28 protein-coding genes and 1 riboswitch are annotated in these 24,602 nt (G+C 69.5%); of the genes, 17 read left to right on the forward strand and 11 right to left on the reverse strand.

Annotated features, from left to right (window positions below; genetic code table 11):
• The first annotated feature begins 68 nt into the window (after window positions 1-68).
• From atpE to FBF36_RS03925, 11 genes are all read left to right on the forward strand, one after another.
• Window positions 69-278, forward strand: coding sequence for an ATP synthase F0 subunit C (gene atpE, locus FBF36_RS03875; protein WP_009395854.1), 210 nt, complete (start codon window positions 69-71; stop codon window positions 276-278).
• Complete coding sequence (locus FBF36_RS03880) at window positions 278-865, forward strand: F0F1 ATP synthase subunit B (protein WP_009395855.1); 588 nt, start codon at window positions 278-280, stop codon at window positions 863-865. Before atpE ends, FBF36_RS03880 begins: the two co-directional genes overlap by 1 nt.
• A complete protein-coding gene (locus FBF36_RS03885; protein WP_009395856.1) occupies window positions 862-1,677 on the forward strand; it encodes a F0F1 ATP synthase subunit delta in 816 nt (271 codons plus the stop codon). Before FBF36_RS03880 ends, FBF36_RS03885 begins: the two co-directional genes overlap by 4 nt.
• A 100-nt stretch (window positions 1,678-1,777) precedes the next feature.
• Window positions 1,778-3,409 carry a F0F1 ATP synthase subunit alpha gene (gene atpA / locus FBF36_RS03890; protein ID WP_009395857.1) on the forward strand — a complete coding sequence of 544 codons (1,632 nt, stop codon included), beginning with the start codon at window positions 1,778-1,780 and terminating at the stop codon, window positions 3,407-3,409.
• Window position 3,410: 1 nt separating this feature from the next.
• The gene (locus FBF36_RS03895; RefSeq protein WP_009395858.1) at window positions 3,411-4,355 is read left to right on the forward strand and encodes a F0F1 ATP synthase subunit gamma; all 945 of its coding nucleotides are present in this window, start codon (window positions 3,411-3,413) and stop codon (window positions 4,353-4,355) included.
• Window positions 4,356-4,447: 92 nt separating this feature from the next.
• Window positions 4,448-5,884, forward strand: a complete 1,437-nt coding sequence (gene atpD / locus FBF36_RS03900) for a F0F1 ATP synthase subunit beta (protein ID WP_009395860.1) — start codon at window positions 4,448-4,450, stop codon at window positions 5,882-5,884.
• A gap of 45 nt (window positions 5,885-5,929) precedes the next feature.
• A complete protein-coding gene (locus tag FBF36_RS03905) occupies window positions 5,930-6,196 on the forward strand; it encodes a F0F1 ATP synthase subunit epsilon (protein ID WP_009395861.1) in 267 nt (88 codons plus the stop codon).
• A 3-nt stretch (window positions 6,197-6,199) separates the two neighbouring features.
• Window positions 6,200-6,616 carry a DUF2550 family protein gene (locus FBF36_RS03910; protein WP_009395862.1) on the forward strand — a complete coding sequence of 139 codons (417 nt, stop codon included), beginning with the start codon at window positions 6,200-6,202 and terminating at the stop codon, window positions 6,614-6,616.
• A 121-nt stretch (window positions 6,617-6,737) separates the two neighbouring features.
• Window positions 6,738-7,433, forward strand: a complete 696-nt coding sequence (gene nucS, locus FBF36_RS03915) for an endonuclease NucS (protein WP_009395863.1) — start codon at window positions 6,738-6,740, stop codon at window positions 7,431-7,433.
• Window positions 7,434-7,443: 10 nt separating this feature from the next.
• Entirely contained in the window at window positions 7,444-8,694 is a 1,251-nt protein-coding gene (locus FBF36_RS03920; protein WP_192574994.1) for a DNA glycosylase AlkZ-like family protein, read from the forward strand.
• 110 nt (window positions 8,695-8,804) lie between these two features.
• Window positions 8,805-10,040 carry an N-acetylglucosamine-6-phosphate deacetylase gene (locus FBF36_RS03925; RefSeq protein WP_192575010.1) on the forward strand — a complete coding sequence of 412 codons (1,236 nt, stop codon included), beginning with the start codon at window positions 8,805-8,807 and terminating at the stop codon, window positions 10,038-10,040.
• A gap of 117 nt (window positions 10,041-10,157) precedes the next feature.
• Here the strand turns inward: FBF36_RS03925 and FBF36_RS03930 are convergent, their stop codons facing one another.
• The 8 genes from FBF36_RS03930 to rpmB form a co-directional block, all read right to left on the reverse strand.
• Window positions 10,158-10,682: a DinB family protein gene (locus FBF36_RS03930; protein WP_009395612.1), complete on the reverse strand. Its 525-nt coding sequence runs from the start codon at window positions 10,680-10,682 to the stop codon at window positions 10,158-10,160.
• A gap of 148 nt (window positions 10,683-10,830) precedes the next feature.
• On the reverse strand, window positions 10,831-11,256 hold the full coding sequence (locus tag FBF36_RS03935; protein ID WP_009395615.1) for an ester cyclase: 426 nt from the start codon (window positions 11,254-11,256) through the stop codon (window positions 10,831-10,833).
• 482 nt (window positions 11,257-11,738) lie between these two features.
• On the reverse strand, window positions 11,739-12,611 hold the full coding sequence (purU, locus tag FBF36_RS03940) for a formyltetrahydrofolate deformylase (protein ID WP_009395617.1): 873 nt from the start codon (window positions 12,609-12,611) through the stop codon (window positions 11,739-11,741).
• Between the two features lie 91 nt (window positions 12,612-12,702).
• Window positions 12,703-12,825: a type B 50S ribosomal protein L36 gene (gene ykgO, locus FBF36_RS03945; protein ID WP_003782012.1), complete on the reverse strand. Its 123-nt coding sequence runs from the start codon at window positions 12,823-12,825 to the stop codon at window positions 12,703-12,705.
• A gap of 80 nt (window positions 12,826-12,905) precedes the next feature.
• A complete protein-coding gene (locus FBF36_RS03950; RefSeq protein ID WP_009395619.1) occupies window positions 12,906-13,157 on the reverse strand; it encodes a type B 50S ribosomal protein L31 in 252 nt (83 codons plus the stop codon).
• Between the two features lie 143 nt (window positions 13,158-13,300).
• Window positions 13,301-13,606 (reverse strand): 30S ribosomal protein S14, encoded by a 306-nt coding sequence (gene rpsN, locus FBF36_RS03955; protein WP_070660171.1) that lies wholly within the window; start codon window positions 13,604-13,606, stop codon window positions 13,301-13,303.
• Window positions 13,606-13,779, reverse strand: coding sequence for a 50S ribosomal protein L33 (rpmG, locus tag FBF36_RS03960; RefSeq protein WP_003789591.1), 174 nt, complete (start codon window positions 13,777-13,779; stop codon window positions 13,606-13,608). Before rpmG ends, rpsN begins: the two co-directional genes overlap by 1 nt.
• Complete coding sequence (rpmB, locus tag FBF36_RS03965; RefSeq protein WP_003789593.1) at window positions 13,776-14,015, reverse strand: 50S ribosomal protein L28; 240 nt, start codon at window positions 14,013-14,015, stop codon at window positions 13,776-13,778. Before rpmB ends, rpmG begins: the two co-directional genes overlap by 4 nt.
• Window positions 14,016-14,070: 55 nt before the next feature.
• On the opposite strand from rpmB, the gene FBF36_RS03970 reads away from it, so the two are divergent.
• The 4 genes from FBF36_RS03970 to FBF36_RS03985 all read left to right on the forward strand — a co-directional run bounded on the left by FBF36_RS03970 (window position 14,071) and on the right by FBF36_RS03985 (window position 19,526).
• Window positions 14,071-15,282: a GTP-binding protein gene (locus FBF36_RS03970; protein ID WP_138137193.1), complete on the forward strand. Its 1,212-nt coding sequence runs from the start codon at window positions 14,071-14,073 to the stop codon at window positions 15,280-15,282.
• Between the two features lie 105 nt (window positions 15,283-15,387).
• Window positions 15,388-15,473, forward strand: a riboswitch (ZMP/ZTP riboswitch).
• A gap of 64 nt (window positions 15,474-15,537) precedes the next feature.
• Window positions 15,538-16,848, forward strand: a complete 1,311-nt coding sequence (glyA, locus tag FBF36_RS03975) for a serine hydroxymethyltransferase (RefSeq protein WP_009394596.1) — start codon at window positions 15,538-15,540, stop codon at window positions 16,846-16,848.
• Window positions 16,845-17,741 carry a bifunctional methylenetetrahydrofolate dehydrogenase/methenyltetrahydrofolate cyclohydrolase gene (locus FBF36_RS03980; protein WP_009394595.1) on the forward strand — a complete coding sequence of 299 codons (897 nt, stop codon included), beginning with the start codon at window positions 16,845-16,847 and terminating at the stop codon, window positions 17,739-17,741. The genes glyA and FBF36_RS03980 overlap by 4 nt, the downstream gene beginning before the upstream one ends.
• Window positions 17,742-17,783: 42 nt before the next feature.
• On the forward strand, window positions 17,784-19,526 hold the full coding sequence (locus tag FBF36_RS03985) for a glycoside hydrolase family 32 protein (RefSeq protein ID WP_138137195.1): 1,743 nt from the start codon (window positions 17,784-17,786) through the stop codon (window positions 19,524-19,526).
• A gap of 124 nt (window positions 19,527-19,650) precedes the next feature.
• Here FBF36_RS03985 and FBF36_RS03990 read toward each other — a convergent pair whose 3' ends face one another.
• A complete protein-coding gene (locus FBF36_RS03990; protein WP_009394593.1) occupies window positions 19,651-21,549 on the reverse strand; it encodes a glycoside hydrolase family 68 protein in 1,899 nt (632 codons plus the stop codon).
• A gap of 333 nt (window positions 21,550-21,882) precedes the next feature.
• Between FBF36_RS03990 and FBF36_RS03995 the strand changes: the two genes are divergently transcribed.
• Complete coding sequence (locus FBF36_RS03995) at window positions 21,883-23,076, forward strand: choice-of-anchor L domain-containing protein (protein ID WP_034491516.1); 1,194 nt, start codon at window positions 21,883-21,885, stop codon at window positions 23,074-23,076.
• Window positions 23,077-23,171: 95 nt separating this feature from the next.
• On the opposite strand, the gene FBF36_RS04000 is transcribed toward FBF36_RS03995, so the two are convergent.
• Together FBF36_RS04000 and FBF36_RS04005 are read right to left on the reverse strand one after the other, a co-directional pair.
• Window positions 23,172-23,396, reverse strand: a complete 225-nt coding sequence (locus FBF36_RS04000; protein WP_009394591.1) for a hypothetical protein — start codon at window positions 23,394-23,396, stop codon at window positions 23,172-23,174.
• A 13-nt stretch (window positions 23,397-23,409) separates the two neighbouring features.
• The gene (locus FBF36_RS04005; protein WP_009394590.1) at window positions 23,410-23,715 is read right to left on the reverse strand and encodes an acylphosphatase; all 306 of its coding nucleotides are present in this window, start codon (window positions 23,713-23,715) and stop codon (window positions 23,410-23,412) included.
• A 46-nt stretch (window positions 23,716-23,761) separates the two neighbouring features.
• Between FBF36_RS04005 and FBF36_RS04010 the strand changes: the two genes are divergently transcribed.
• Window positions 23,762-24,595, forward strand: coding sequence for an exodeoxyribonuclease III (locus FBF36_RS04010; RefSeq protein ID WP_009394588.1), 834 nt, complete (start codon window positions 23,762-23,764; stop codon window positions 24,593-24,595).
• Window positions 24,596-24,602: the final 7 nt, after the last annotated feature.

Genomic DNA, 24,602 nt, shown 5'->3' on the forward strand with positions numbered 1-24,602 from the left:
GCGTCGCCTCAAGCCTCTTTCCACCGCCCCCACCTGCGCCATCCGGCGCCAGAAAGAAGGAACCACATATGACCTCCGCTGCTCTCGCATACGTCGGCTACGGCCTGGCCACGCTCGGCCCGGGCATCGGCATCGGCATCATGGTCGGCAAGACCCAGGAGGGTACGGCCCGTCAGCCCGAGGTGGCCGGGCGCCTGTTCACCAACATGATCATCGGTGCGGGCATGGTCGAGGCCCTGGCCCTCATCGGCTTCGTTATCCCGTTCGTTGTCAAGTGATGCTTCCCCTGGCCAACGAGGGCGGGCAGGGCGGAGGCACGGCCTTCATCCTGCCCCACGCCCATGAGATCTTCTGGGCTGCGGTCGTCCTCCTGCTCATCCTCCTGGTGGTGGGCCGCTACGCCCTGCCCCGGCTCTACGCCGTCCTGGACGAGCGCGCCCGGCGCATCCAGGAGGGCCTCGACCTGGCCGACAAGGCCAAGCAGGACCAGGCCGACGCCGAGAAGCGCGCCGCCCGGCTCGTGGACGAGGCCCGCCGAGAGGCCGCCCGCATCCGTGACAACGCTCAGAGCGAGGCCAAGGAGATCATCGCCAAGGCCCGCGACGACGCCCAGGCGGAGGCCGCAGGCATCGTCGAGGGTGCTCAGCGTCAGATCCTGGCTGAGAAGCAGGCCGCACAGATCTCTCTGCGAACCGACGTCGGCATGCTCGCCTCCACCCTGGCCGAGCGCATCGTCGGTGAGCACCTGAGCGACACCGCCCTGTCCGAGCGGGTCATCGACCGCTTCCTCGACGAGCTCGAGACCATGGAGCCGGTCGAGGGACTCGATGTCGGCGTCGACTCCACTGCGGAGGCGGCGCAGTGAGAACAGGAACGTCCGCGACCCGCGAGACCGTGAGCCAGGCCTGGAGCCCGGTGCTCACGGCCGCGGGCGTCGAGGGCCAGGAGCTGGGTCGTCAGATCCTCGCCCTCGCCCACCAGGTCGCCGTTCACTCGCTGCCCGGTCCGCTGACCGACCCGGGCCGCGAGGCCGAGGACAAGGTGGCCCTGGCCCGCCGGCTCTTCACCGGCACCGTGGACGAGCGCGTCGTCGACCTGCTCAGCGCCATGGTCCGCGGCCGCTGGTCCAAGGCCGTCGACCTGGTCTCCGCCCTCCACGACCTGGGCATCGAGGCGATCCTCGCCGGCGCCCACGCGGACGGCTCGGCGGAGGAGATCGAGCAGCAGCTCTTCGAGGTCCACGAGCAGATCGCAGACGACCGCGACCTGCGTGAGGCCCTGACCCCCTCGCGCCGTACCAGCACCGAGGCCCGGACCCGCCTGGCCGAGTCCGTCTTCGCCCCCCACATCAGTGCCCCCGCCATGAGCCTGGTGAGCTGGTGCGTGCGGCACCGCGCCGAGGGCGGCCCGCTGCGCAACCTGCGACGCGTCGTCGAGCTGGCCGCTGAGATGCGCCATCGCACCATCGTCGACGTCGTCACCGCCATCCCCATGACCTCGGCCCAGGAGGAGCGCCTGCGCACCATCCTGGAGCGCAGGCTGGATACCAGGATCGACCTCAACTGCGAGGTCGACTCCGCGGTCATCGGCGGAGCACGCATCTCGATGAGGAACTACGTCATGGACCGCACCGTGCGCAGCGCCGTCGCCGAGCTGCGCGCCCGTCTGGCGGGCTAGCCCACCGGCTCCCGCCGACCCCACAACTTCACCCCCCCCCGCCGTCGTCGCTCACTCCCAGCGCCGCCGGCCCCCAGAACGCAACCAGCAAGGAGACGAGATGGCAGAGCTGACCATCAGGCCCGAGGAGATCCGCTCGGCCCTGAACGAGTTCGCCGAGTCCTACAAGCCCGCCGAGGTCGCGGCCGAGGAGGTCGGGCACGTCGTCTTCGCCGCTGACGGCATCGCGCACGTCGAGGGCCTGCCCGGCGTCATGGCCAACGAGCTGCTCACCTTCGAGGACGGTACCGCAGGCCTGGCCATGAACCTCGAGGAGCGCAGGATCGGCGTCGTCGTCCTGGGATCCTTCGACGGCATCGACGAGGGCCAGGTCGTGCGCCGCACCGGCGAGGTCCTCTCCGTGCCCGTGGGCGACGCCTACCTGGGCCGCGTCGTCGACCCGCTTGGCCGGCCCATCGACGGCCTGGGCGAGATCGACGCCGAGAGCCGCCGCGCCCTGGAGCTCCAGGCCCCCGGCGTCATGGCCCGCAAGTCCGTCCACGAGCCCCTCCAGACCGGGCTCAAGGCCATCGACTCGATGATCCCGATCGGCCGAGGCCAGCGCCAGCTCATCATCGGCGACCGCCAGACCGGCAAGACCGCCATCGCCCTGGACACCATCCTCAACCAGAAGGACGCCTGGGAGTCCGGCGACCCGAGCAAGCAGGTGCGCTGCATCTACGTGGCCACCGGCCAGAAGGGCTCCACCATCGCCGCCGTGCGCGCCACCCTGGAGGAGCGCGGCGCCCTGGAGTACACCACCATCGTGGCCTCCCCAGCCTCCGACCCGGCCGGCTTCAAGTACCTGTCGCCCTACACGGGCTCGGCCATCGGCCAGCACTGGATGTACCAGGGCAAGCACGTCCTCATCGTCTTCGACGACCTGTCCAAGCAGGCCGAGGCCTACCGCGCCGTCTCCCTGCTGCTGCGCCGTCCGCCGGGCCGCGAGGCCTACCCCGGTGACGTCTTCTACCTCCACTCGCGCCTGCTGGAGCGCTGCTCCAAGCTCTCCGACGAGCTGGGGGCGGGCTCCATGACCGGGCTGCCGATCATCGAGACCAAGGCCAACGACGTCTCGGCCTATATCCCCACCAACGTCATCTCCATCACCGACGGACAGATCTTCCTCCAGTCCGACCTGTTCAACGCCGACCAGCGCCCCGCCGTCGACGTCGGCATCTCCGTGTCCCGCGTGGGCGGCGCCGCCCAGGTCAAGGCCATGAAGAAGGTCGCCGGAACCCTCAAGATCACCCTGGCCCAGTACCGCTCCATGCAGGCTTTCGCCATGTTCGCCTCCGACCTGGACGCCGCCACCCGCGCCCAGCTCACCCGCGGTGAGCGCCTCATGGAGCTGCTCAAGCAGCCCCAGTACACGCCCTACCCGGTGGCCGAGCAGGTCGCCAGCGTCTGGGCCGGCACCAAGGGCTACCTCGACGACATCGACGTCTCCGACGTCCTGCCCTTCGAGGCCGCCTTCCTGGACCACCTGCGGCGCAACACCGACATCCTCGACACCATCGAGTCCACCGGGCAGCTCAGCGACGAGACCGAGGAGGCCCTGGTCAAGGCCGTCGAGGCCTTCCGGCGCACCTTCGCCTCCGGTGAGCAGATGCTGGGCGCCCAGGTCGCCGAGCCCGAGGAGGAGCCCGCCGCCGAGAGGACCACCGAGCAGCTCGTGGTCAAGAGGGGCTGACGTGGCAGGAAACCAGCGCGTCTACAAGCAGCGCATTCGATCGACCCAGACCCTCCAGAAGGTGTTCCGGGCGATGGAGCTCATCGCCTCGTCCCGGATCGGGCAGGCGCGCCGCAACGCGCAGGAGGCCTCGCCCTACGATCACGCCCTGAGCCAGGCGGTGGCCGCGCTGGGGACCTACTCCCGCTTCGAGCACCCCATCACCCAGGAGCGCACCGACACCAAGCGCGTGGCGATCCTCGTGGTCACCTCCGACCGCGGCATGGCCGGCGCCTACTCGGCCACCATCCTGCGCGAGACCGGCCGCCTCATCGAGGACCTGGTCAAGGACGGCAAGGAGCCGGTCATCTTCACCTTCGGCCGGCGCGCCCAGAGCTACTTCAGCTTCCGGGGCACGCCGATCGAGTTCTCCTGGACCGGGCAGTCCGACCGCCCCAGCGACGAGGCCATCGAGGAAGTGGCCACCACCCTGCTGGACTACTTCCTCCAGCCGGCCGAGGCCGGCGGCGTCGCCGAGGTCCACATCGTCTTCACCCGCTACGTCTCGATGGTCTCCCAGGTTCCCGAGGTGCGTCGCATGCTGCCGCTCAAGGTGGTCGACGTCGAGGGGGCCGGTGAGCTCGACGACGCCGGCAACGAGGCCCTGGAGAAGGAGCTGGCGGCCAAGCACGGCAGCTCCATGCCGCTCTACGAGTTCGAGCCCGGGCCCTCCGAGGTGCTCGACGCCCTCCTGACCCGCTACATGGGCTCGCGCATCCGCAACGCCCTGCTGCAGTCGGCCGCCTCCGAGCTGGCCAGCCGCCAGCAGGCCATGCACACGGCCACGGACAACGCCGAGGACCTCATCATCACCTACACCCGCCTGGCCAACGCGGCCCGCCAGGGCGACATCACCCAGGAGATCACTGAGATCGTCTCGGGTGCCGACGCCCTGGGGACCGAATAGGCCGGGCAGCCCCGACGTCGTCGAGAACCCCACACAGACTCACCTCACCGAGCAGGACCCCTCTCAGCTCTGGAAGATACGGAAGAACGCACATGGCTGACACCACCACCCCCGGGACGGGACGCATCACCCGCATCATCGGCGCCGTCGTCGACGTCGAGTTCCCGCCTGATGCGATCCCGGCGATGTACAACGCCCTCAAGGTGACCGTCCAGGCCACCAGCGCCGGCGAGGAGCCCCACGAGATCACCCTGGAGGTCGCCCAGCACCTGGGTGACAACATCGTGCGCACGATCTCCCTCAAGCCCACCGACGGCCTCGTGCGCGGCACGCAGGTGCGCGACACCGGCGCGCCGATCTCCGTGCCCGTGGGCGACGTGACCAAGGGGCACGTCTTCAATGTCACCGGTGACGTCCTCAACCTCGGCCCCGGCGAGCAGCTGGAGGTCACCGAGCGCTGGCCCATCCACCGCCAGCCCCCGGCCTTCGACCAGCTCGAGTCCAAGGAGCAGATGTTCGAGACCGGCATCAAGGTCATCGACCTGCTCACCCCTTACGTGCAGGGCGGCAAGATCGGCCTGTTCGGCGGCGCCGGCGTGGGCAAGACCGTCCTCATCCAGGAGATGATCCAGCGCGTGGCCCAGAACCACGGCGGTGTCTCCGTGTTCGCCGGCGTGGGGGAGCGCACCCGTGAGGGCAACGACCTCATCGTCGAGATGGACGAGGCCGGCGTGTTCGACAAGACCGCCCTGGTCTTCGGCCAGATGGACGAGCCGCCGGGCACGCGTCTGCGCGTGGCCCTGTCCGCCCTGACGATGGCCGAGTACTTCCGCGACGTCCAGCACCAGGACGTGCTGCTGTTCATCGACAACATCTTCCGCTTCACCCAGGCCGGCTCCGAGGTCTCCACGCTGCTGGGGCGCATGCCCTCGGCCGTGGGCTACCAGCCCAACCTGGCCGACGAGATGGGCCAGCTCCAGGAGCGCATCACCTCCGCCGGCGGCCACTCCATCACCTCCCTGCAGGCGATCTACGTGCCCGCCGACGACTACACCGACCCGGCGCCGGCCACGACCTTCGCCCACCTGGACGCCACCACCGAGCTCAGCCGTGAGATCGCCTCGCGAGGCATCTACCCGGCCGTGGACCCGCTGACCTCCACCTCGCGCCTGCTGGCCCCCGGCTACGTGGGCCAGGAGCACTACGACGTCGCCACCCGCGTGAAGTCCATCCTCCAGAAGAACAAGGAGCTCCAGGACATCATCGCGATCCTCGGCGTCGACGAGCTCGGCGAGGAGGACAAGGTGACGGTGGCCCGCGCCCGCCGTATCGAGCAGTTCCTGTCCCAGAACACCTACATGGCGGAGAAGTTCACCGGCGTGGCCGGCTCCACCGTGCCGCTGTCGGAGACCATCGAGGCCTTCCGCCGCATCTGTGACGGTGACTACGATGACCTGCCGGAGCAGGCCTTCTTCAACATCGGTGGGATTGAGGACCTGGAGCGTCGCGCCGCCGAGCTCAAGGCCTGAGTCGTTAGGATCCGGGTAGAGCCGGGCGCAGGAAAGGAGGGGGACATGGCCTTACATGTTGAGGTGGTCTCGCCGACGGGCGAGGCCTGGACCGGTGAGGCGGCGCAGGTCTCCGTGCCCCTGATCAACGGGGAGCTGGGGGTCCTGCCAGGACGTCAGCCCCTCCTTGCGGTCCTGGGATCCGGTCCGGTGCGACTGAGTCCCATCGACGGCGAGATGCGCAGTATCGAGGTGTCCGGCGGCTTCTGCTCCGTGGACCACGACGTCATCACGATCGCCGCCGACCATGTGAAGCAGGGCACGGAGGCCTGAGGCATGGGGCAGCACGTGTGGATGATCGTGGCGCTCGTCGTCATCGTCCTCGTGCTGCTGATCGGTGGGTTCCTGGCCCGCCTGCGCTATCTGGCCGGACAGGTCGGCTCTTTCGAGTGCGCCCTGCGTCCACGTGGGGCGCAGCGCTGGCTGAGCGGGGTCGCCTCCTTCCGGCTCGACTCCCTGGAGTGGTACCGCCTCGTGTCCTTCTCCACCAGGCCGTCGCGCTCATGGAGCCGCTTGAACCTGGAGCTCTCCGAGGTACGGCGCCGCCGGGAGCAGGGGCGCGTCGTCGAGGTTCACTGCGTGGATGCCACCCGCAGCCCCGAGGGCTTCGACCTGGCCATGATGGAGGAGTCCCACTCGGCGCTGGTCGCCTGGGTGGAGTCCGCCTCCCCCGAGCAGCCCAGGCTCTACTGACTGATCCTGGCCCGGACTCGGTGACGTTCATGGCGGTTGGCTCCCCGTGGGTGACACGATGCTCAGGCCCGCCGGCCCCGGTGTCGCGCCGAGCCCGGGCCCGCCCCGCTAGGGTGGACGGGTGCGCCTCGTTATTGCCTCCTGCTCCGTCGACTACTCCGGCCGCCTGGACGCCCACCTGCCCCGGGCCACTCGCGTGCTCATGCTCAAGGCCGACGGCTCGGTCCTCATCCACTCCGACGGCGGCTCCTACAAGCCCCTGAACTGGATGAGCGCCCCGGCCCGCCTGGCCGTCACCGAGCCGGACGAGGAGGCCGCCGCCGACGGCGTGCGCGAGGTCTGGGAGGTCAGCGCCACCAAGACCGACGACCGCCTCGTCATCCGCGTCTTCGAGACCATCTCCGACGTCAGCCACGAGCTGGGCGTGGACCCCGGGCTCACCAAGGACGGCGTCGAGGCCCACCTCCAGGAGCTCCTGGCCGAGCAGATCGAGGTCCTGGGCGCCGGCTACCGCCTGGTGCGCCGCGAGTTCCCCACCGCCATCGGCCCGGTCGACATCATGGCCAAGGACGCCGAGGGCCGCTCCGTGGCCGTGGAGATCAAGCGCGTCGGCGGGATCGACGGCGTCGAACAGCTCACCCGCTACCTCGAGCTCCTCGACCGCGACCCGCTGCTGACCCCCGTCCAGGGCGTCTTCGCCGCCCAGACGATCAAGCCGCAGGCCCGCGTCCTGGCCGAGGACCGCGGCATCCGCTGCGTCACCCTCGACTACGATGCCATGCGCGGCATGGACGACCCGAGCTCCCGCCTGTTCTGAGGAGGCCGCCGTGCCCGCCGCCCGCGCCTCCTCCGCAACGCTGCCGACCGAGGTGAGCCTGGCCCGCATCATCTCCCAGGGCCTCATCCCGGCCACCGCCGCCCCTGACATCGTCGCGGCAGTATCCCGCCAGCTCGCCATCCAGGGCCAGCAGGTCTCCGCCGTCCCGCACGCCCTGCTCGTGCGCACCTCCGAGGCCACCCCGGCCGACGTCGATGCCGCCTTCGCGCGAGGTGACCTGGTTCGCTCCTGGCCCATGCGCGGCACCGTCCACATCACCACTGCCGCCGACCACCACTGGCTGCGGGTAGCCCTCATGCACCGCACGGACGCCTGGGTCCGGCGCAGCGAGGCCGACTACGGCGTCGATACCGCTCTGTGCGAGCGCGCCGCCGAGGTGGCCCTGAGCCTCATCGAGGACCAGGGCGCGCTGACGCGTTCGGTGCTCCTGGCGGCCTGGCAGGAGGCCGGCCTCATGGAGGCCTTCCGCGGTGAGGACGTCTCGGCCTACCGGCGTCGTCACCTCCTGGTGCGTCTCCAGCGTGAGGGGATCCTTGTCCAGGGGCCGCGGGCCGGCAACGAGCACCTCGTCATGGACGCCCGTTCCCTCCCCGACGCCGATTCCGGGCCCGCAGGGGCCGGCGTCGCCCACGGCGGGACCGGTCACCGCGCCGCCTGCGCGCACATCGCCTACCGCTACGCGGCCGGCCACGGTCCGGTCAGCGCCGAGGACCTGGCCCGCTGGACCACACTGCCCAAGACGCAGGCCGCCCGCGCCCTGGAGGACGCCGTCGAGCTGGGGGAGGAGCATGCCTCAGCCGAGGGCGCCGGTGGGCCGGCCGGGGCCCGTGTCCCGCTGGTGCGGGCGGTCGCCGAGGGCGGGGCGCGCGGAGGCTTGCGGGCGCTCGACCCCGGCGAGTCGGCCCCGAAGGCCGGCCTGCTCTACATGCGCGCCGACCTGCCCGACCTCCTGTCCGCCCACCGCGGCGCCGCGCAGGCCACGTACTTCCTGGGCTCCTTCGACGAGCTGCACGTGGGCTACAAGGACCGCTCCTGCCTCACCGATGACGACGGCGAACGCCTCATCTGCCCGGCGAGCAACGGCATGTTCCGTCCGATCCTGGTGGACCGTGGCCGTCTCGTCGCCGTGCGGCCGGTCGGTGAGGGCCTGCTGTGGAAGGGCGGGGCGGCGCCGTCGGCCCGCGTGGAGCGCGACGTCAACCGGGCCGTCACCCGCATGGAGCGGCGCCTGGCCGGGTGACCGAAGCGGAACCGGCTTTTCGCCCGCGCAGTGTGGGGGAGAAGACGCTCCGAAGGAGGTTGTCTGATGTCTGGAGTAGTGACAGAATCCGACTCATGAGCAACGAAGCCATGCAGGTCCGCGCACTTCGGGGTCGCGTCGTCACCCCCGACCACATCATCGACGATGGGGCGGTCGTCCTGTCCGGATCCCACATCGCGTGGGTCGGGACCGCTGACCAGGCCGCCCGGGCCGGCTTCGGAGACGCCGTCGAGCAGGCGCAGACTGCACCCGAGGGCGGTTACCTCCTGCCGGGACTGGTGGACGTCCACTGCCACGGCGGCGGCGGCGAGTCCTTCCCCAACGCCGAGACCGCCGAGCAGGCGATGGTCTCCGTGCTCGAGCACCGCCGCTTCGGCACCACCTCGCTCGTGGCATCCTGCGTGACGGCCGCCCCCGATGTCCTGCGCGCGCGCACCCGGGTGCTGGCAGGGTTGTGCGAGGACGGCGAGCTCGCCGGCATCCACTTCGAGGGGCCCTTCGTCTCGGTCGAGCGCTGCGGCGCCCAGGACCCCACCTACATCATCGACCCCGACGCCGCCCTGACCCGTGAGCTCATCGAGCTTGGCGGCGGGCACGTCGTCACCATGACGATCGCCCCGGAGAAACCCGGCATCACCGGCGACGACGGCGTCAACGCGGCCCTCATCGAGGGCGGGGCGCTGCCCTCCTTCGGGCACACCGACTCCGAGGCCGCCCCCGTGCGCGCCGCCCTGGCCGACGCCGCCGCGCGCATCGCCGAGCGCCTGGAGGCCGGCGAGGCGGTCCGCGCCCCGCGCTCGACCGCCACCCACCTGTTCAACGGCATGCGCCCCATGCACCACCGCACGCCCGGGCCCGTGCCCGAGTTCCTGGCGGCCGCCCAGCGCGGCGAGTGCGTCCTGGAGATGATCGGCGACGGCGTGCACCTCAGCCCCGCCATCGTCCTGGACATGTTCGAGACCCTGGGGCGCGACAACGTCGTCCTGGTCACTGACGCCATGGCGGCGGCCGGTATGGCTGACGGCGACTACGTGCTCGGCTCCCAGTCGGTCACCGTGGCCGACGGCGTCGCCCGCCTCACCGAGGGCGGCGCGATCGCCGGTGGGACCGCCCACCTCATCGATGTCGTGCGCACCACCTGGCAGGGGGGAGTCGACCTGGTCGACGCCGTCTACGCCGCCAGCGTCCAGGGCGCCCAGATCCTTGGTGACTCATCCGTGGGGGCGTTGCGGGCGGGCCTGTGGGCCGACGTCGTCGTCACCGACGCGGATCTGCGGCCCGTCAACGTGCTGCGCCGCGGCGAGGCGGTGGAGCCCGCCGCCTGATCCTCCCGCACCACCGGCCCACGTGGGCCCCAGCAGTCTCTTGTCATGTGGGAGCCGTTCGCCCCGACCTGAACCGCCAGGTCGGGGCGAACGTGTGGTTCGGGGTGGGCTGCGTGTCTAGCCCGGCAGGCCCAGGAGGCGGCGGGTGTAGACGGCCTGTCCGGAGTGCTGGGCGGCGTCGTCGACGACTGAGGCCAGGCGCACGGCCCGGGTGACGGGCGGGTCCCAGGACTCGTCGATGACGTCGTCGAGTGACTCCGGCGTGAGGGATCGCAGGTAAGTGGTGGCCAGGGCGTAGGCGTCATCGAGATAGGCAGTCAGGACGGAGAGGTCGCCGACGATGACCTGGGCGGCCTCCTCGGGCGTGTGCCGCCAGTCCTCGGTGTTGTCGGGCAGGGGCAGGGCGAAGCGCTCCCGGTGGCCGCCGGTGACCCAGACGGGCTCGACGCCCGCCAGGGCTGCGACCTGGATGTCGAGCTCGCGGGCCGTGTGCCAGGCCAGCCAGGTCAGCGAGTCGATGCGGGGCGCCATGTCCGGGGCGGGCCGGGTGTTGGCCTGCTCGAGCGTGACACCGTCGAAGGCGCGATCGAAGCGCTCGCGGGACCGGGACAGGACGTCAATGAGCATCTCAAGAGTCGTCATGATGCCAGGCTACGCCTCTGCCGACCATTGCTTGCAATTTCAGTGACTCTTGCTGTGGCTAGGGTGCGGCAAGAGAAGAAAAAGTGAATACCCGTGGGGTCGACATAGGCGGGTAGAAATACTGTGTGCCTGGGTGGGATGACGGTCTCTATCCGTTGAAGCTTACGGCTCCGATGCTTGACATGAACGTCAGGTCGTCGGCATTGTGCCAGTATTCAATGAACTTACCGTCCTTGAATCGTAAGATGTCGATTGCCGAGAAGCGGACCCTGGTTCCTGGTTCTGCTGTTGCGCCTGGAAAACCTCCAGCGTATTGGCCTTCGCCGATCCATCTGGCTGCAAGCAAGTCGCCTTGGATGATCGGATCGATTTCGATACTGAAAGTGATGGGGGTGAAGAGGGTGCGGCTACTGGTGATCATCTTCCGGACTCCGTCGCGACCTGAGTAGTCCTCGCCAGATTCTTCGTTGGTGGGATGGAAGTGAAAATCAGGAGAGATGATCTCGTCAATGAGATCCATCTCGCCGTTCCATGCTCGGATCCACTTGTCGTACAGTTCGGTTGCCTGTGTCATGAGTGCCTCAATGCTAGGTTGTTCGGTGAAGCGATGTATGTCATGTTACCAGTGTGGACGTTACTCGTCTCTGTTGTGACACCGCGATTATTTCGCGCAACGAGAAATTTTCTGTTGTTCGTCACTGGTTTGTTGTTCGACCGTGGGTGACGTAATTTGTGATGCATTCCTGTCAGAGGTTGAGGATTTGTGGGCGTTCAAGGGGTTGATTCACTTTTCTTTGTGAATGCGGCGCTCATTGGTGGCTCGTGCCCTGTGTTGCAGACGAGGTTTGCAAGAGGGTGTTCAGGTTGGCTGACATGGTTTAAAACCTGGGCAGAGGTCCACGATCTCCGCCAGGAGGCTCCAGCCCGATGTGTGGGCAGAGTTATTCAATCCGCATTGCGGGGGAATCCTCCCGGGAAGGGGTGGTGTTGCTGAACTTCAGTGGTTCTGGTGTGACGCCGCAGGAAGCGAGTTTCTGCTCCAGGCCGGCAGTGCGCTCAGGCGAAGACGACGGTGCGGTGCCCGTTGAGCAGCACCCGGTGCTCGGTGTGCCAGCGCACCGCCTGCGCCAGCACCCGGCGCTCGACGTCCTGGCCCTTGGCCTGCAGCATGGACACGGAGTCCTCGTGCCCGGCCCGCGTCACGTCCTGCTCGATGATCGGCCCCTCGTCGAGGTCCGCCGTCACGTAGTGCGCCGTCGCCCCGATGAGCTTGACCCCGCGCTCGTGCGCCTGGGCGTAGGGACGCGCCCCCTTGAAGGACGGCAGGAACGAGTGGTGGATGTTGATGACGCCCCCGTGCAGCCGCTCGCACAGGGTGGGGGAGAGGATCTGCATGTAGCGGGCCAGCACCACCAGCTCGACGTCGAGGGAGTCCACCAGCCCCAGCAGCTCGGCCTCGGCGGCCTCCTTGGTCTCCTTGGTGACCGGGATGTGGTGGAAGGGCACCCCGTAGAACTCGGCAACGTCCCGCAGCGTCTCATGGTTGCCCACCACGCCGACGACGTCGACCGGCAGTCCCTGGCTGCGGGCCCGGAAGAGCAGGTCGGTCAGGCAGTGCCCCTCCTTGGAGACCATGATGAGGGTGCGCATGGCGCGCCCCACCTCGTCGAGGCTCCACTCCATCTCGTACTCGCCGGCCAGCTCGGCTAGGTCCTTCTCCAGCTCCACGCGCGGCACGGTGGTGAGCACCTGGACCCGCATGAAGAACAGGCCCGTGGAGGAGTCCCCGAACTGCTTGGACTCAGTGATGTTCCCACCGCGGCGCGCCAGCGTCCCGGTGACCGCGTGGACGATCCCCGGGCGGTCGGGGCAGGACAGGGACAGGACCAGGTGGGCGGCGGAGTCGGGTTGCGCCGTGGAGTGAGCCATGGCCTCAGCCTAACCGGGACCGGCCCCCGCCGTAGAAACGGCTCAGGTGCCGGTCCCGGAGGATCCGTGTTCCTTGGGTTCCCGTCGTGGCTCAGCCCTGACGGGCCTTGAGGCGGGGGTTCTTCTTGTTGATGACGTAGGTGTGACCGCGGCGTCGGACCACCTTGGACCCCGGCTGCTTGGCCAGGGACCGGATCGAGGCACGAACCTTCATGCCGGCTCCTTTCCTTCTTCGTGTCCAGTGATGGCGGTGAGAGGACGAGGGTGCAGGGCGGTGGCGCCCCGCCTGTGCACCTACCGCTTGCGCTTGCCGTAGCGGCGCTCGAACTTCTCCACCCGGCCGGCCGTGTCCAGGATCTTGCCCTGGCCGGTCCAGAACGGGTGCGAGGCGCTGGAGACCTCGACGTCGTAGACCGGGTAGGTGTTGCCGTCCTCCCACTCGATGGTCTCCGACGACGTCAGGGTCGAACGGGTCAGGAAGGCGAAGCCGGCGGACTTGTCGCGAAAGACGATGGGCTGGTAGCTGGGGTGGATCCCAGGACGCATACGAGCTCCTTGGATGGGTGAATGTGAGAACTGACGTGGTGAACGGGTGCCGGAGGCGGCGCTGCGAGAGGGTGGCTGCGGCTGCGTGACGCCGCACGCCCCGGCGGGTGCGGGCCCGCAGGCCCCGTCCCGCCCGTGCCCGCCTACCAGGAGGACTTGACGATGCCCGGCAGTTCGCCGCGCAGCGCCATCTCGCGGAAGCGCACCCGGGAGGTCCCGGTGACGCGCAGGTGCCCGCGTGGGCGACCGTCCACCGCGTCGCGCCGACGCAGACGAGTGGGGGAGGCGTCGCGGGGCAGCGCGTGCAGCGCCGCCATCGCCTCGTCGCGCTCGTCCTGGCTCAGGTGAGGGTTGACCGAGGCCCGCTTGAGCTCGGCGCGGCGCTCGGCGTAACGCTCCACCACCTGCTGGCGCCGCAGCTCGGCGGCGATCTTGGACTTCTTGGCCATCAGCGCGACTCCTTGTACTCCACGTGCCGGCGCACCACCGGATCGAACTTGCGCAGCACCAGCCGGTCGGGGGTGTTGCGGCGGTTCTTTCGGGTCACGTAGGTGTGGCCCGTGCCCGCGGTCGAGACCATCTTGATGATCGGCCGCAGGTCCTTGCCCTTCGCCCCGCTCATGACAGCTTCTCCCCTCGGGCCAGCATCTGAGCCACGACGACGTCGATGCCCAGCTTGTCGATCGTGCGGATGCCCTTGGCGGACACCGTCAGGCGCACGGTGCGTCCCAGGGACGGCACCCAGTAGCGCTTGCGCTGCAGGTTGGGATCCCAGCGCCGGGGCGTGCGCTTGTGGGAGTGAGAGACGGACCGGCCGAAGACAGGCCGGGCCCCCGTGACTTGGCAGTAGGTGGTCATGACGAGCATGATATAAGAATGATTCTCAGTTTCGTCAACTCTGCTGGAGGACCTCGTGACCGATCCCTCGGATGACTTTGCCGGCAACCGCGCTGACATCCCCGGCTCCCCGGCCGCAGCCGAAGGCCGGCACACCCTGGCCGTCATCGGCGCCGTCGACCCCGCGCTGCTGGACCTGGTCGACCTCTCCCTGGCCGGCCAGGACGCCGTCGTCATCCGCGCCGGGCTCCACTTCGGCGCCGACGACGATGCCGGCAGCAGTGACGCCGGCGACGACCTGGTCCGGCTCGTCAGCCACAGCTCGGCCGACGGCTTCGACGACGAACCGGTGCGCCTCGACGTCCCCATGCCCTACACCTGCCCCACCTGCTCCCTGCGGGAGGTCCTGGCCGCCGTCGCCCAGGACCGCGCCGCCCAGGAACCGGGCGGCACCACCGTCATCCTCCTGCCGGCGGCCATCGAGCTCGCCCACCTCCTGCCCGGCCTGGCCGAGGAGCTCGCCGGCACCTGGGTGAGACTGGCCGGAGCCGCCCACGTCCTGGACGCCACCACCGCCCTGGACGAGCTCCTCGAGCACCGCCGGCTGAGCGCCTTCCCCGGCGACTGTCGCTGCACGGGCGCCGTCCACCTCACCAACCTCGGCTACGCCGACCTCGTCCTGGCCCTGGGACGCGACGAGAACCCGGCCGGCGCCGACCTCATCGAGCACCTGCGCCCCCACGACGCCCTCCTGCTCCCGGGGCTCGACGCGCCCCTCCTGGAGGCCCTCGCCTCCCTCACCCACGACACCGCCGCCTCCCTGAGCCGCATCCACCCCGCCACTACCAGCGCCTGGGGCGGCCCCGATGAGCACGGCGTGTGGACCCTCGACCTCAGCGCCTCCCTGCCCTTCCACCCCGAGCGCCTGCGCTCCCTCGTCGTCGAGCTCGCAGGACAGGGCCTGTGCGCTCGCGGCTGCTTCTGGCTGCCCAGCCGCCCCGGCCGGGTCTGCACCTGGGAGGTCGCCGGGGGTGCTGTGAGCGTCGGCGACGCCGGAACCTGGGCGGAGGTCCCGGCCGCCCCCGCCGGTGCCGGCGACGACGCGTCCGCCGAGCCCCGCTGCCACCTCGTGGTCACCGGCGTGGGCGACGAGGGGATGCGCGAGCAGGTGCGCCGCGCCTTCTCCCGGATCCTCCTGCGCCCCGAGGAGATGGCCCAGGCCCTGGCCTGGATCGGCGCCGACGACGGCCTGGGCGACTGGTTCGGACAGGAGGACCAGGAGGGCTGAGCGCCCGCCCCCGTGGTGCGAGCCCTACCCCGAGGCGCCACAGCGCGGCACAGGACAACGCGGTGCGGCCCGGGACGGGCGCGGCCGCTCCCCGGCACGGTAGGGTGTCCCCGTCGCGACTGGCGCCGGGTGGATCACCACCGGGGAGCGGCACGAACACGACTCCGGGGTCGCCCGCCTGGGCCACGGATCGCCCACCAGTGCGCGCACGCCGCCCGCTTCACCGTGGCGTGCGCCCCACACCTGAGGAGAGACATGACCGCGCAAGCCGTCACCCCGTCCCTGAACCAGCCGCTGGCCGAGCTCGACCCCGACATCGCCGAGGTCCTCACCGGTGAGCTCGCCCGCCAGCGCGAGACCCTGGAGATGATCGCCTCGGAGAACTTCGTTCCCCGGGCCGTCCTGGAGTGTCAGGGATCGGTCCTGACCAACAAGTACGCGGAGGGCTACCCAGGTCGCCGCTACTACGGCGGCTGCGAGGTCGTCGACGTCGCCGAGTCCCTGGCCATCGAGCGCGCCAAGGCCGTCTTCGACGCCGAGTGGGCCAACGTCCAGCCCCACTCCGGGGCCCAGGCCAACGCCGCCGTCCTCCACGCCCTGGCCACCCCCGGCGACACCCTCCTGGGCCTGTCCCTGGCCCACGGCGGACACCTCACCCACGGCATGAAGATCAACTTCTCCGGCAAGAACTACAACGCCACCGCCTACGGCGTGGACGAGACCACCATGCGCATCGAGATGGACCAGGTGCGCGAGGCCGCCCTGCGTGAGCGCCCCTCGGTCATCATCGCTGGCTGGTCCGCCTACCCCCGCCACCTCGACTTCGCCGCCTTCCGCTCCATCGCCGACGAGGTCGGCGCCACTCTGTGGGTGGACATGGCCCACTTCGCCGGGCTCGTCGCCGCCGGCCTGCACCCCAACCCCGTCCCGCACGCCGACGTCGTGTCCACCACCGTCCACAAGACCTTGGGCGGGCCCCGCTCCGGCATGCTCCTGTCCAGCCGCGCCGAGCAGTGGGGCAAGAAGCTCAACTCCGCCGTCTTCCCCGGCCAGCAGGGCGGCCCCCTCATGCACGTCATCGCCGCCAAGGCCGTGGCCATGAAGATCGCCGGCACCGAGGAGTTCCGCGAGCGTCAGGAGCGCACCGTGCGTGGCGCCGCCATCATCGCCGAGCGCCTGGGGGCTGACGACGTCAAGGCCGCCGGCGTCAGCCTGGTCACCGGTGGCACCGACGTCCACCTGGTGCTGGTGGACCTGCGCGACTCCTCCCTGGACGGCCAGCAGGCAGAGGACCTCCTGCACACCGCCGGCATCACGGTCAACCGCAATGCCGTCCCCTTCGACCCGCGTCCCCCGCGCGTCACCTCCGGCCTGCGCATCGGCACTCCCGCCCTGGCCACCCGCGGCTTCGGGGAGGCCGAGTTCACCGAGGTCGCCGACATCATCGCCGCCACCCTCGTCCACGGCGCCGCCGGCACCGCCGACGACGAAACCCTGGCCGCCCTGCGCGCCCGCGTGCGCGCCCTGACCGACGCCTTCCCCCTCTACCCGGGGCTGGCCCAGTGAGGGCCCCCTGGAACGGGGCGGCCCGGGTCCTGGACGGCAAGGCCACGGCCGCCGCCCTCAAGGCCGAGCTCAAGGAACGCGTCGCGGCGCTGCGCGAGCGCGGCGTCACCCCCGGCCTGGGCACGGTCCTGGTGGGGGAGGACCCCGGCAGCGTCAAGTACGTCGCCGGGAAGCACGCCGACTGCGCCGAGGTCGGCATCCTCTCCATCCGTGAGGACCTGCCGGCCACCGCCACCCAGGCCGAGGTGGCCGCCGCCGTCGACCGCCTCAACGCCGATGACGCCTGCACCGGCTACATCGTCCAGCTCCCGCTGCCGGCGGGCGTGGACACCAACGCGATCCTGGAGCGCGTCGACCCGGCCAAGGACGCCGACGGCCTGCACCCCACCAACCTGGGGCGCCTGGTGCTGCGGGCCTCGGGGCCCATCGACTCGCCCCTGCCCTGCACGCCGCGCGGCTGCATCGAGCTCATGGAGCGCCACGGCATCGACCTGGCCGGCCGCAACGTGTGCGTCGTCGGCCGCGGGGTCACGGTGGGCCGCTCCATCGGCCTGCTCCTGGGCCGCAAGGACGTCAACGCCACCGTGGACATCTGTCACACCGGCACCACGGATCTGGCCGAGCACATGCGCCGGGCCGACGTCGTCATCTCGGCGGCCGGCAGCCCCGGCATCATCACCCCGCAGATGGTCGCCCCCGGCGCGATCGTCCTGGACGTGGGCGTCTCGCGCATCGTCGACCCCGCCACCGGCAAGGGCCGCATCGCCGGTGACGTCGCCGACGGCGTCGACGAGGTGGCCTCCTGGCTCTCGCCCAACCCCGGCGGCGTGGGCCCCATGACCCGCGCCCTGCTGCTGGCCAACGTGGTCGAGACCGCGGAGCGCTCGCTCTGAGGGACGTCGCCGCTCGCCCGACCGGCCGATAATCTTGAGGTCATGACGGACGAGTCCCACGGCGCCCATCCCTCCCATCCTGACCACCCCACCCATCCGGCTGAGTCGGCAGGCTCCCCGAGCTCCTCGGAGTCTGAACCGACTCAGCCGGAGGCGTGCCCGCCGCCCCCTGCGGACACGGCGCCTGAGTCGTCCTCGCCGGACGCGACCGGCTCCCAGGACCCGCGACCGGACCGCGGTGGCCTGCGACGGCGGACCCTCATCCTCGGTGCGGCCGGCGCCGGCTCTCTCATCGTGGGCGGAGCCATCCTGGTGCGCTGCACCACGGGGCGCCGGAGCTCACCGACACCCACGGCCACCGACTCGCCGGCCTCAGCCGCCTACCGCCCCGCCTACCACTACAGCCCCGCCACGGGGAACCTTGCCGACCCCAACGGCCTGGTTCTCTACGAGGGCGAGTACCACCTCTTCCACCAGCAGGACGGCACCTGGGGCCACGCGATCAGCTCGGACATGGTGCACTGGAAGCGCCAGGGGACGGCCCTGAAGCACGACGCGCAGGGCCTGGCCATGTCCGGCAGCTGCGTCGTCGACGGCGCCGACACCTCCGGCCTGGTCGCCGGCGGCGGCCTGGTCGCCGTCTACACCTCCACCGAGGGCGGTGAGGCCCAGTCCCTCGCCTACTCCACCGACCGGGGGAGGAGCTGGCGGCGCTTCTCCGGCAACCCCGTCATCCCCAACGACGGGCGCAAGGACTTCCGCGACCCCAAGGTCTTCTGGCACGAGGACTCCAAGGCCTGGATCATGATCGTCTCCGCCGGCGACCACGTCTCCCTGTTCCGCTCCACCGATCTCAAGGCCTGGACCCACGCCAGCGACTTCGGCCAGGGCGTCGGCTCTCACGCCGCCGTGTGGGAGTGCCCCGATCTCTTCCCCCTGACCGACTCCAGCGACGGCAGGACCCGCTGGGTCATGACCCTCTCGGTGGGTGCCAACGAGGAGACGGCGGGTTCCACCGCCCAGTACTTCATCGGCGACTTCGACGGCTCCGTCTTCTTCCCCGAGGACCGCCAGACCCGCTTCACCGACGTCGGCCAGGACTTCTACGCCGCCCAGAGCTTCGAGCACGTCGAGGGTCGCCGCGTGTGGATGGCCTGGCTGGGCAACTGGAACTATCCCTACTCGCTTCCCACCGGCGACTGGCGCGGTGAGATGAGCATCCCGCGCGAGCTGTCCCTGACCACTGTTGGCGGCAAGCGCACCCTCGTGCAGAAGCCCGTCCCCGAGCTCGACGCGCTGCGCGGCAAGGCCACCGATCTCGCCGGCCTCAAGGCCACCGACACGGTGACGGGGCTGGGTGCGGGTCGCACGGTCGAGATCGACCTGACCCTGGACGTCTCCCAGGCCTCTGAGGCCTGGCTGGGCCTGGCCCGCGGGGAGGTCAACGGCAAGACCCAGGAGGTTCGTGTCGGAGTCGACATCTCGACAGGCACCCTCTACCTCGACCGCACCGACGGCGGGCTCATACAGGTTGACGGCAAGGATGAGGGGACCAGGACCGACTTCGCCCTGCGCAGGCAGACGCGGTACCGCCCCACCGGCTCCACGGTGCGTCTGCACCTCTACTTGGACCGCTCCAGCCTCGAGGTCTTCATCGACGACGGCGCCACCGTCGGCAGCCTCCTGGTCTTCACCGCCCCCTCCTGCCAGGAGATCGTCCTGGGGGCCAAGGGCACGGCCACCATCACCTCCGGTAGCCTCACCCCACTGTCGGCCGCCCTGTAGGTGCACCGCAGGACGTGTCGACGACAAGGAGGCGGGGCCGCCGGAACTTCTGTTCCGACGGCCCCGCCATCGTCTCAGGGTGCTGCCGGGCACCGTGGTGCTCCGTCCTCGGCCCTGCCGGCACCTACTTCAGTCGCTGCGGGCGGGTGTCACCGCCGTTGGTGCGGGCCTGGTCGGCGGGGATGTCCGCGAAGCCTCCCAAGCCGTTGGTGCCGTAGGTGCGGTCCACCGAAGTGGTGTCCCCGGAGATGTTCAGCTTCACCGTCGGGGCCAGTGAGCCTCCGCGCACCGGGTTGCCGTCCTTGTTGCCGCCGATGGAGTCGATGAAGGACTCCACCAGGCCGCCGGGCATGACGTAGTGCGAGTAGGACTGGAAGGTGTACGGGCTCTGGTTGAAGTCCGGTGAGTAGGGCTTGCCCGGGTTGAAGTTGAGATTGATGGGGTTGCCCAGTGCGATACCCGTGTTCTGGTTGAGCGGCTTGTAGTCGGATCGCAGTCCGTCACCCACGAACCCGTAGACGCCCTCGGGCCCCTGGAGCCCGTCGGCATAGGTCTCCCGGTGCGAGATCGTGAACAGGTAGTACTTGCCGTCCTGGAAGTAGATCTGTGGTCGCTCGGTCTGGTCATTGACGCAGTTGCCGCTCAGCAACGGCGGCAGGTACTCCCACTCAGTCATCGCCTTGTTCTTGGCCCGAGCCAGCCCCACGTTGGCCAGCTGGTAGTAGCCGCCGCGCTGGTTGACCGCCTCGACCGTCTCCGCCTTGGGATCGCCCTTCTCGTAGCCGAGGTCCTCCTCGGTGCAGGTGGCCAGAGTGGTGTTCTGACCGGCCTTGGCCGCGGCATCGACGTACTGCTGCTCACGGACGAAGGCCGAGTTGCCCTCGAAGACCATGTACTCGGTGGGGTCCGAGGGGTTGTTCTGGTCGCGGAAGGTGAAGGGGTCGCGGAAGTTCACGCCCGGGTTCTGCTCGCGGGTCTGGTAGTACTTGCCGTCTGGGACGAGCAGCTGGTGCTGGGTGCGGAAGCCGGTGAGCCACACGCCGTTCTCATCGGCATGGATGCGTCCTTCGGACTGCACGATCCGCGGGTCGTAGGGTTTGGACGCCCCGCCGTTGCCGTCCTGACCATAGCCCTTGTCGCCGCTGCCACCGGCGGTGGTGTTGTAGAAGGCCACCGAGGTGTAGAACATGCGGATCTTGTTGCCCTCCATGAGTCGGGCCGAGCCGGACCACTCGGTCTGGGCCGTGAAGCTCTGGTCCTCGAAGATCGAGCCGGAGGCGCCGTCGGGGAAGACGTGTCCCCCGTAGATCCACCCGCCGTTGGAGCTGTTCGCGCCGTCGGCCGAGGAGGTCTGCGTGCCGGCCTTGCGATAGAAGAAGCCCAGGCGCGCGTGGGTGTGGCGGTCGTCGAAGGTGTAGCCGGCGTGCCGGTCGGCCACCAGGGAGAAGGCGATCTCCCACCCGTTGTAGGAGATCTGGTGGGCGGCCTCATCGGTCAGCGTCCAGGTGTCCCACACCCACACGTCCTCGCTCGTGGCTGGGAAGCCGTTGGAGATCTCCGGCATCGTGAGCTGCTCGGGCATCGAGTTGGTGCCCGACGGCGCATTGGGGTTGGAGACCCGCTGGATCTGCATGGCGTCGGCGCGGGTCCACTTTGCTGTGTAGTTCTCCTCGACCCCGTGCGCCGCACCGGTGTGCTTGGTGGCGTTGGCCCAGCCGGGGTTATCGGCCTTGAAGCCGTTCGCTTCCTGGGCGGCGGCTCCACCGGCGGCCTGCTGGTCGCTTTGACCTGCCTGGCCCTGTTCAGCGGGGGACTGGCTCGCCTGCCCCTGGCCGGCGGGGGACTGGTCGTTCTTCTGGTCTGCTCCCGCCTCGGGTGAGGCCTCGGCGGTGGCGGAGGCGCTGGGGGAGGGTGACTCATCGGCGAGCGCGGTGGTGCCGGAGCCGGCCACCAGGAGCCCGAGCGCCAGCGCCGCGGCCAGTCGTCTGCGACGGGCGCGGAACGAAGTGTGTGTCACGGTCATTGTCCGTACTGTCCTTACTCATGAGGGATGAGGGTGTCAGTGCGCCGTGAGCCAATGTTCGTGATCTCCCTGCCGCTACCTTAGAGCAACCTGAACATGGAGGGATGGGACTCTTGGTCGTGCAGGCAGTTCCGGTGGTCTCCTACTGAAGACGGACCCCCTCACTTCCAGGCTTTATTGAGGTTATTGAACAGTTTAGTGATATATCGCACATGGCGATATGTTACTGGCCGGTTAGTCTTAAATGTGTTCTCCGTGAGCTGTCTGGTCTCCCAGCCTGTCGGTTCAGGTGGTCGTCCGCTGCTGGGCGGCCCCGTGTCTAACGGAGATCCTGTGAGTATTCTTCCCATCCGTCTGCGACGGTTATCCGCATCAACAACCGCTTTCCTGGCTGTGCTCGCCTTGAGTGCGGCCGGCCCGGCGGTGGCCGCTACTGCGCCGAATACGGCGGGGCAGTCCACCGCCTCCCTGCGTGACACCTCCACGGTGAGTGCCCAGTCCCTGGCTCAGATGGTCGCCGGTCCGAAGGCGACAGTCTCCAACGCTTCCGTCTCCAGCAAGGATGTCCAGATCGGCACCGTCAAGGGCCTGCCCGGTGACGGCAATGCCATCACCGAGGGCGTCGCCCTGTCCACCGGCTCTCTCATCGACCCCGATCCCACCGCCGACTCCGATACCGACATCACCCGCTCCGCGGTCCTGGGGCCCAATGACGCCCTCGACACCACTGGTGACTTCGGCGTCACTGAGGACCCGGCGGGCCTGGCGAAGGTGGCCGGCACCGATGTCTATGACGAGGCCGTCCTGGAGTTCGACGTCACCGCCACCAGCTCCAACATCGTCCTCTATTACAGCCTCGGCTCCGAGGAGTACGCCGGCGCCACTAAGGGGACCCCGGCCTCCTGGCAGTCCCGCGGCTACAAGGACCCGCTGAGCATCCAGGTCAACGGCACCGAGTGCGCCCACGTCCCCGGCACGCAGACAGCCGTGAGCGCCGCCTCGATCAACGACTCCTCGAACGCCGACTACTACACGGCCAATGTCTCGGGCCACACGCCGGGACGGATCCCGGTCGAGTTCAACGGCTACACCTCGGCCCTGCCCTGCCAGGCGGCCACGGCCCCGGGGCAGAAGGTGCACGTGCGCGTGGCCATCGCTGACGCCCAGGACGGTCAGCTCGACTCCACGGTGCTTCTGCGCACCCAGGGACTGGGCTTCACTGACAAGCCGATCACCGACTCCTGCACCGCCAAGGCCGGAACCTGCGACATCCCCGGAGCCGACAACGGCTCCAGCAAGTCGAGCAACGGCAAGGCCTCAACCACTCCGCTCGGCCAGGGCAAGCCGGGCGTCACCGACTACAGCGCCGCCTCGCCCACCGCAGGAACCAAGAACACTGTGGCCGGTCTGCCCCTGACTGGAACCCAGGCGCTCCTCCTGGGGGGCATCGCCCTGCTGCTCCTGGCCGGTGGCGGTGTAGCGCTCATGCTGCGCCGTCGTCGCCTGGCCGGCTTAGAGGCCGACTGACAGCGAGGCTGAGGCCCACGGACGGCTGACGGGGCGGATGAGGCTCTCCTCATCCGCCCCGTCAGTGCTGGCTGCCACTGACCGCCACTGGGTGCTCAGTCCAGGTCCTGCCTGGAGGCGCGGTGCGCTGCCGCCTCCTTGACCAGCATCGCGAAGCCCAGGACGCACAGAGGCATGGAGCTCAACCACAGTGCCGTGGAGAAACGGGACAGAGCCGGTATCTGAGCTAGGACGGGGAGGATAGCGGCGACAACGATGAACATCATCCAGAAAGCGATTCGGCGCCCGCTGTGCGATTCTGAGTCGTTGTTGTCACTCATGGCCTGCTCCTCTTCATCCGGTGATCTCGAACCGGCGGTCCTCCAGGCAGCCGGCGCGCAGGTCGGTGGTGGTGATGGTGCGCACCGAGGCCCACCGTGGGCCGCGTTCCAGCCACGATATCAGCAGGGCCACGGCCTCGGGATCGCCCTGGGCCATGACCTCGACGTCCCCGTCGGGCAGGTTGCGGACCTGCCCCACCACACCCAGCTCCTGGGCGGTGTGGGCGCAGTGGTAGCGGAAACCCACGCCCTGGACCGTGCCCTCGACCAGGACATGCACGGTTCTCAGGCTGCTGGCACTTGTACCGGCGTCGCTCATGGCTCTATCGTCTCAGGCTCAGGGCCGACCGCGTAGGCTTGCCGCCATGCGTATCGCCACCGTCAACGTCAACGGCATCCGAGCCGCCGCCCGCAAGGGCATGGGGGAGTGGCTCACCGCCTCCGCCCCCGACATCCTCCTGCTCCAGGAGGTTCGGGCCGACGAGCAGATCGCCGTCGACCTGCTGCCCGGCTACGAGGCCGCCATCTGGCCCTGCCGCATCAAGGGTCGTGCGGGCGTGGGCGTCGCCGTGCGCGACGGCGGCCCTGCGACCCTCGGCGAGCTGCGCTACGGCGTGGCCGCTCCCGGTACCGAGGAGCCCGACGTCGACTCCGGCCGCTGGCTCGAGGCCGACCTGAGTCTCACTGGCTTCGACGGCGTCGAGCAGCTCACCGTCATCTCCGCCTACCTGCACTCCGGCCAGCTGGGCACCGAGAAGATGGACCAGAAGTACGCCCACCTCGAGCTCGTCGACGCCCGTATGGCCGACCTCCTGGCCGCCGCCCGTGATGGCGGCCCCCAGGTCCTCATGGCCGGGGACCTCAACGTGGTGCGCTCCGAGCGCGACATCAAGAACTGGAAGCCCAACCACAACAAGATCGCCGGCGTCATGGATGAGGAGATCGCCCACCTGGAGGGATGGTTCGCCTCCGGCTGGGTGGACGCCTCGCGCCACCTCGTGGGGGACGAGGAGCAGGGGCCTTACACGTGGTGGTCCCAGCGCGGCAAGGCCTTCGACAACAACGCCGGTTGGCGGATCGACTACCAGGTCCTCACCCCCGCCCTGGCCGAACGGGCCCGCAGCGTGACTGTGGACCGAGCGCCCGACTACGCCTCGCGCTGGTCCGACCACGCCCCGCTCGTCGTCGAGTATCTCTGACGTCGCG

It is taken from the genome of Actinomyces sp. oral taxon 171 str. F0337 (assembly GCF_005696555.1).
GTDB classification, from domain to species: domain Bacteria; phylum Actinomycetota; class Actinomycetes; order Actinomycetales; family Actinomycetaceae; genus Actinomyces; species Actinomyces oris_E.